The sequence below is a fragment of the Achromobacter sp. Marseille-Q0513 genome (genome assembly GCF_018195695.1).
Lineage (GTDB): Bacteria > Pseudomonadota > Gammaproteobacteria > Burkholderiales > Burkholderiaceae_B > Achromobacter.
In genome coordinates this window covers 1-7,169 of the sequence record NZ_JAGTJY010000226.1, presented here as the reverse complement: position 1 = coordinate 7,169, position 7,169 = coordinate 1, and the positions used below count along the sequence as shown (strand labels likewise).

Annotated in this window: 6 protein-coding genes; 2 read left to right on the top strand and 4 right to left on the bottom strand. The window is 67.7% G+C overall.

What is annotated here, in order from left to right:
• Nucleotides 1-207: 207 nt before the first annotated feature.
• Nucleotides 208-1,536 (bottom strand): hypothetical protein, encoded by a 1,329-nt coding sequence (locus tag KDH83_RS27610; protein WP_212321595.1) that lies wholly within the window; start codon nucleotides 1,534-1,536, stop codon nucleotides 208-210.
• 135 nt (nucleotides 1,537-1,671) lie between these two features.
• Nucleotides 1,672-2,544, bottom strand: a complete 873-nt coding sequence (locus KDH83_RS27605; RefSeq protein WP_349291681.1) for an AraC family transcriptional regulator — start codon at nucleotides 2,542-2,544, stop codon at nucleotides 1,672-1,674.
• Nucleotides 2,545-2,634: 90 nt separating this feature from the next.
• On the opposite strand from KDH83_RS27605, the gene KDH83_RS27600 reads away from it, so the two are divergent.
• On the top strand, nucleotides 2,635-3,312 hold the full coding sequence (locus KDH83_RS27600; protein ID WP_212321591.1) for a DJ-1/PfpI family protein: 678 nt from the start codon (nucleotides 2,635-2,637) through the stop codon (nucleotides 3,310-3,312).
• A gap of 59 nt (nucleotides 3,313-3,371) precedes the next feature.
• Here the strand turns inward: KDH83_RS27600 and KDH83_RS27595 are convergent, their stop codons facing one another.
• Entirely contained in the window at nucleotides 3,372-3,866 is a 495-nt protein-coding gene (locus KDH83_RS27595) for an Lrp/AsnC family transcriptional regulator (RefSeq protein ID WP_212321589.1), read from the bottom strand.
• 134 nt (nucleotides 3,867-4,000) lie between these two features.
• Here KDH83_RS27595 and KDH83_RS27590 point away from each other — a divergent pair, with 134 nt between their 5' ends.
• Nucleotides 4,001-4,636: a LysE family translocator gene (locus KDH83_RS27590; RefSeq protein WP_212321587.1), complete on the top strand. Its 636-nt coding sequence runs from the start codon at nucleotides 4,001-4,003 to the stop codon at nucleotides 4,634-4,636.
• A gap of 70 nt (nucleotides 4,637-4,706) precedes the next feature.
• Here KDH83_RS27590 and KDH83_RS27585 read toward each other — a convergent pair whose 3' ends face one another.
• Nucleotides 4,707-6,584, bottom strand: coding sequence for an ABC transporter ATP-binding protein (locus KDH83_RS27585; protein ID WP_212321585.1), 1,878 nt, complete (start codon nucleotides 6,582-6,584; stop codon nucleotides 4,707-4,709).
• Between the last annotated feature and the right edge of the window lie 585 nt (nucleotides 6,585-7,169).

Sequence of the window (7,169 nt, the reverse complement as noted above, 5' to 3'; positions counted from 1 at the left end):
CCGGGGGGGCGCGGATCGGGGTGCGGAGGGGCGGGATGGGCGGGGGGAGGCGGCGCGGGGGCGGGGGCGGGGCGGGGGCGGGGGGGGGGGCGTATCCGATCGGCAGCCGCAGCGTGTGGCGGCCGGTGAGCTTGTCCCGCACCAGTCCAACATAGGACTCCCGCGAGGTCGCTGATTCCGGATCCGCCAGTTCGATATGCCAGGTGTTCACGTCTGCGTAGCGGCGGGCGTGGCGGCCATCAGCGTGTCGATCATGCGCGCCAGATTGTCGTCGGTGGCGAAGTCGCCGAAGGTGCGCGGCGGCTTGGCCTCGGCGTCCTGAGCCAGGACCAGCTGCGCCAGCGGCTCGCTGTCGCGGGAGAAGACGTTGTCCCACAGGAAGAACATCAGCTTGTTGCGGATGGCTTCGCGGGGAATCTCGACGGGGTGGATCTGCCCGTTCAGGTCATTGATCAGCGTTTGGGCGAGCTGCTCCGGCAGCGTGTGGACCACCGATCCAGGCCAGGCCGCGCCGCGGTCTTCATAGCCGGCAATGACGGAGGAGACATCCAGGTTCTTGCCCAATCCGTAGTTTCTCGTCCCGGCAAACACTTTGGCCCATTCGCTGTGCAGTTCGGTGGCGATCAAGGGTTGCAGGTCGTCGCGCAGTGCGGTCAGTGCCTTGTTCTTTGTCGTCTGGTTGTTGCGCAGGAACCAGAGACCGACCTGCTTGTCGTCCACGTTGCGGCCGGCGAACCGCTCTGCGATGTAGTCGTTCAGGCGCTCCAGGAAGTCGATCCAGCGATGCTTGGTGCCTTCCAGCGGCGCGTTCCGCTGGGCCTGGATGGCCTCGTCGTCCCCCGCGCCTTGCCAGGGCATGTGCTCGAAGTCCCAGCGGCGCTTGAACGCGGTGTCCATGTAATAGACCGATTCATCGCTGGTGTTCATGGTGCCGATCAGCGAGAGCTGGGGCGGCAGCCGCAGCTTGATGCGGCGAATGCCCTTGGCGTCGACCGAGACGGCGACTTTTTCCGGCAGGTTGGCCAGCGTCTTGCCAAGCCGTTCCAACTCGGCTTCCAGCGCCGCGCGATGCAGGTCGCTCAGGTCGATCGCATACTGGGACCAGCCTTCCGCGTCGCGGTCGAGCAGCTGGAACATGTCGCCGAAGATCTGGGCGCAGTTGCCCCGGTTGATTTCGTCGATGGCGAGCAGCACCGGACCGTCGCCCGTATAGGCGCGCGCCAGCGCCTTGAGCAGCGGGCCGGCGTGGATGCGGTATTCGATCCGGGCGCCGTCGTGGACTTCCCTCAGGCGCAGGCCGTTCCAGCCCTTGTCGGGCTCTTGCGACAGTTCGAACTCCTGCTGCTGGATGCGCGATTGCGGCAGGAGCTTGGCGACGAAATCGCCATAGCCGTATTCGGGATGGAATGTGGCTTCGATCAGCGCCTCGTCCTGGCCGGCGATGCCCAGCCGCTGCTGCGCCAGCTGGCGCACGGCATGGCTTTTGCCGCAGCCGGGCGGTCCGAATAGGATTTTCTGCAGATAGCGGGGTTCCATCGCATGCGCCGGCATATCAGTCCCTGAAAGTCTGTTGAATGGCGCATGGTAGCAGCGCGGACCGGGCGCATGAGGCCGGCGCGGCCGCGAACGGGGCCAGTCGGGGAGCCTGCCTGGCGCCGGGGCTGTCCGGGGCTAGCCCAATGGCCCCAGGTGCCGCTCCATTTCCTTCTTCGACATCTTGCCGGTTGCCTGCACGGCGCCGGCGCGCTCGCGCCGCAGCATGCGCAGCACTTCCGTGGGTGCCACGCCGAAGTGCGCGATGAACTTGCGTTGGAAGGTGCGGCGCGACATGCCGCAGGCGTCGGCCATGTCGTCGACCGACCAGCGCGCCGACAGCCGCGCCTCCATCTTCTGCACCAGCTCGCGGAACGGCGCGCCGGCGCGGTCCTGCAGCCGCAGGGTCTGGCTGTACTGGCGCTGGTCGCCGCCGCGGCGCATGAAGACCACCAGCCGGCGCGCCACCTGCTGCGACAGCTCGGGACCGTGGTCGCGCTCGATCAGGGCCAGGGCCAGGTCGATGCCGGCCGAGACGCCGGCCGAGGTCCAGTACTTGCCGCTGTCTACATAGAGGCGGTCGTCCTCCACCCGCAGCGCGGGGTATAGCTGGCGCAGCCGGTCGGCCGAGCGCCAGTGCGTGGTGACGACGCGGCCGTCGAGCAGGCCGGCGGACGCCAGCAGGAAGGCGCCGGTGCAGACGCTGCAGGTGCGGCGCGTGCCGGCGTCGCGGCGGCGCAGCCAGGCGCGCGTCTCGCCATGGGCGCTGGCGCGCTCCACGCCGGGGCCGCCCGGCACCACGATCATGTCGACCGGGCCGTCGCCGTCTTCCGCGAAGGTGCAGTCCGCCTGCATGCGCAGCCCCTGGTCCCAGGTGGCGACCACGGGTTCGGCGGCCACGGTGCCCAGCTGGTACAGCGCGGCCTCGGCTTCCTCGTTGGCGGAGCTGAACGCCTGCCAGGGGCCGGCCAGGTCCAGCGGCTGGAAGCCGTCGTACAGCACGAAGACGATGCGTTTTGGCGCAATCGGCGCGATGATTGGCACGCGCGGGCCGGTTGCTCCGCATAAGCTCGGGTCTGGCTTTTCCGATGGAGCATCGTCATGCATGTAAATATTCTCTTGTTCGAAGGACTGACCCAGCTCGACATGACCGGGCCTTACGAAGTGCTGGCGAGCGCGCCGGGCTTCACCGTTGATTTTGTCGCAAAAACGCGGGACCCGGTGCGATCCGACCACGGACTGGCCTTCGTGCCGACGCGCACCTTGGCCGATGCGCCGCCCTGCGACCTGCTGGTGGTGCCCGGCGGGCCGGGCACGGATGATGCCATCATCGACGCCGAATGGGTGGATTTCACGCGCTGGCAGGGGCTGGCCGCCAGGTATGTGTTCGGCATCTGCACCGGTTCGCTGCTGCTGGGCGCGGCCGGTCTGCTGCGCGGCCGGCGCGCGTCCAGCCATTGGCGCGCGCGCGAGCTGCTGTCGCGGTTCGGCGCCATTCCCAGCGACGAGCGCATGTGCGTGGACGGCCATATCTACACGGCGGGCGGGGTCACCTCGGGCATAGACATGGGCTTGAGGGTGGTGGCGGATCTGTGCGGCGAGGAGGTTGCCAAGCTGATCCAGCTGCAGGTCGAGTACGACCCCGAGCCGCCGTTCCCCGGCGGCACGCCGAAAACCTCGGAACCGGCCATCGTGCAGCGCTATCTGGCGCAATCGCAGGCGCGCTTCGAGAGCCGGTCGGCGAAGGTGGCGCGCGCCGCGGCGGCCATGCCGGGCTGACGGCGTTGCGCGGCAGCCGCTGGCGGCGGGCAAGGGCGGCAGCGCGTCGCCCGCGCGCCTCAGCGCGCCAGATGGTCCAGCGGCAGCGGGCTTTGCGGCTTGACGGTCTGGATGGCGAAGTTGCTGCGTATGTCCTTCACGCCCGGCAGCTTGAGCAGCGTGTCCAGCAGGAAGCGTTCGTAGCCGCGCAGGTCCGGCACCACCACCTGCAACAGGAAATCGGACTCACCTGACACCAGGTGCGCGGCGATCACTTCCGGCAGCGCGCTGACCTCCTTGCGAAAGCGCGCGGCGTCGCGCTCGTGGTGGCGCTCGACCTTGACGCCCACGAACACGGTCAGCCCCAGGCCGACCTCGTCCGGCGCCAGCCGGGCCTCATAGCCCTGGATCACGCCCGCGTCCTCCAGCATGCGCACCCGGCGCAGGCAGGGCGAGGGCGACAGGCCGATCTGCTCGGCCAGCTCGACATTGGTCAGCCTGCCGTTCTTCTGCAGGGCCTCCAGGATGCGGCGGTCGTAGCCGTCCAGTTGATGCTTGGGGGAAGGGTTTGGCATGGAATTTAATAAATGGCTTGATGGGTGATCAATCGTGCCAATAATGATATTCCCATTGGCATGAATCGCAAGCACATGCCAGCCCGGTTTTCCTAGAATGACGCCCTGCGCAGCAAGATTGAAGGAGGGCCGTCATGGCCGATATGGCGTTGTTTCTAGGGGCCCTGGTGATCGTCTATGTGGTGCCGGGTCCGGACATGATCCTGCTGCTCGAAACCGGGCTGCTGCGCGGACGGGCGCCCGCGCTGGCGGTGGCGCTGGGGCTGGCGATCGCGCGCGCCGCGCATGTCACGCTGGCTGCGCTGGGGCTGGCCGCGCTGTTCCGCGCGCATCCCTGGGCCTTCGACGCGGCCCGGCTGGCGGGCGGCTGCTATCTGATGTGGCTGGGCGTGAAGCTGCTGCGCGCCGGTCCCATGTCCTACGAGGCCGGCGGCACGGCCGAGGCCGCGAAAGCGACCAGCTGGCGCGGCGCGCTGATGTCCGGCGTGCTGACCAATGTGCTCAATCCCAAGGCCTTGCTGTTCTGCTCGGTGCTGCTGCCGCAATTCGTGTCGCCGGCGAGCGGTCCGGTCGGCCAGCAGTTCGCCGTGCTGGGCGTGATCCTGGTCAGCATGGGGCTGGCGTTCGATGTGCTGTGCGCGCTGGCGGGCGGCGCGATGGGGCGCTGGCTGTCGGCCAGTCCGAAGGCGCAGAAGATCCAGAGCCTGGTCTTCGGCACCGCGTTGATCGGCTTCGGCCTGCGCCTGACGCTGGCCGAGCGGCCGGCCTGACGCCGGCCGCCCGGTCCGCGCCACGGGAGCGCTTGCGAAGCGGCGCCGACCACTCCAGGTGGACAGCAAACTAGCGCGGATCCAGCGCCAGGTCGCTGTCCTCGGGCTCGTCGGCGTAGCGGGGCGTTTCGCCGCGCAGTTCCTCCATCGACATGCCACGGGTCAGTTCCAGCGCCTGGCGCTCGAACAGGCGGCGGTACACGCCGCCAGGACGGCGGATCAGCGTCTCGTGGTCGCCTTCCTCGATCACGCGGCCATGGTCCATGACCAGCAGCCGGTCCAGCGCGCGCACCGTGGACAGGCGGTGCGCCACCACCAGCGTGCTGCGGCCTTCCATCAGGCGCTCCATGGCCTGCTGGATCAGCACCTCGCTTTCGCTGTCCAGGCTGGACGTGGCTTCGTCCAGGATCAGGATGGGCGCGTCCGCCAGGAAGGCGCGCGCGATCGCCACGCGCTGGCGCTCGCCGCCGGACAGCTTCACGCCGCGCTCGCCCACCATCGTGTCATAGCCCTTGGGCAGGCGCATGATGAAGTCGTGCGCGCTGGCCTGCCGCGCCGCGTGCTCGATCTCGGCCTGCGTCGCGCCGGGCCGGCCGTAGGCGATGTTCTCGGCCAGCGTGCGGTGGAACAGGATGGGTTCCTGCTGCACGATCGCGAGCTGGCGGCGCAGCGAGGCCTGCTGCGCCTGGGCGATGTCCTGCCCGTCGATCAGGATGCGGCCTTCGTTGACGTCGTAGAGGCGCTGGATCAGCTTGATGAACGTGGTCTTGCCCGAACCCGAATGGCCCACCAGCCCGACGCGCTCGCCCGGCGCGATGCGCGCCGAGAAATGCTCGTATAGCGGCGTGTCGTGCGCGCCGTAGCGGAAGGTCACGTCGTCGAAGCGGATTTCGCCCTCGGTGATGCGGATCACGCCCGCGCCCGGCTTGTCGGCCACGCCCAGGGGCTGGCGTTCCAGCGTCACCAGTTCCTCCATGTCGTTGATCGAGCGTTGCAGGTTGCGGATGTCCGTGCCCACTTCGCGCAGATAGCCCTGCAGCATGAAGAACATGGTCAGCGCGAAGGTGATGTCGCCCACGCTGGCCTGGCCATGCGCCCATAGCCAAAGCGATGCGCCGATCATGGCGACCTGCATCAGCGCCAGCATGGCGCCCTGCACGCCGGCGTTCAGCGTGCCGCGCATCCAGGTACGGCGGGTGCGGCGGCGCCACTTGTCCACCACGCGCGCCAGCCGCGCTTCCTCGCGCCGTTCGGCGCCGAAGGCCTTGACCACGGCGTTGCAGGTCACGGCGTCGGCCAGCGCGCCGCCCATGCGCGTGTCCCAGGCGTTGCCCAGGCGCGCGGCCGGCGCCACGTAGCGCAGCGACAGCAGCGCGGTGAACGCGATATACATCACCGAGCCCAGGCCCACCACCAACCCCATCAGCGGCCAGTGCCAGCCCAGCAGCGCGGTGGCGCCCACCAGCATCACCACCGAGGGCAGCAGGGCGATCAGCAACGTGTCGTTGAGCTGGTCGACCGCCCACATGCCGCGCGTGATCTTGCGCACGGTCGAGCCGGCGAAGCTGTTGGCGTGCCAGTCGGTGGACAGGCGCTGCACGCGGTGGAAGGCGCTGGACATCATGCCGTTCATCATGCGCAGCGTGAAGCCGATGATGCTGTAGTACACGGCCTGGCGCAGCAGCATGGCGCCCAGGCCCAGCGCGACCAGCAGCCAGAATGCCGTCATGGCCGCGTGCCAGACCTGCGCGTCGCCGGCGGCGCCGGAAGCCACGGCGTCGATCAGCTTGCCCGCGTACAGCGGGGTCAGCACGTCGGCGACGGCGGCCAGCAGCGCCAGCGCCATGATGAGCGGCGTGCGCAGGGGCTGCCGGGCCCAGTGGCGGAAGGTATAGCCCAGGACATCCGTGAAGGCCTGTCCTCGTTGATTCGATTTTTTGATAGCCATATGCAATGGCCTGACGCCACGGGACGCGCCAGGAATCCTTGTGTAAAGGAAGAAAAACGACCCGGCGCCGGGTGGGCGCGGGCATTGCGTTTTGAGTTGGTGACAGGCGCGGAGGACCAGTCGCCTGATACGAGTCAGGCGATGGGGCCGCGCGGGCGACGACTTAGGAGCGTCGCGGAGACACGCGCGGGTTGGCGGTATGCGGATTCATCATCTTGCGCCTCCCAGTGGTGTGTTGATGAAGGAGTCGGGCAGGGAAATTGCCCGGGAAGTTGATTCTAGATTACTGACGATTACAGAGCAATGGGGGAATGTATTGTTTTTCTACTAAAAGCGAACGAGTGTAAAAATGCCGCGATCCAATGACTGTCTGTGAGCACCACCCATTTTCAGAGGCGGCGAGGGGACAATGAAAACAATCAATTTCCTGGGCTTGGGTTTTGTCATCCTTGGCTTGGCGGGATGCCATAGCGTGCCTCGCGGCAGCTACCCCGTATTTCGCGTTCCGGGTGGCAGTGCCTTTGAATTCAAGGATGCTTCAACGAAGGAAACGGTCGTCGAACGCCTGAAAGAGCAGGCCACGAT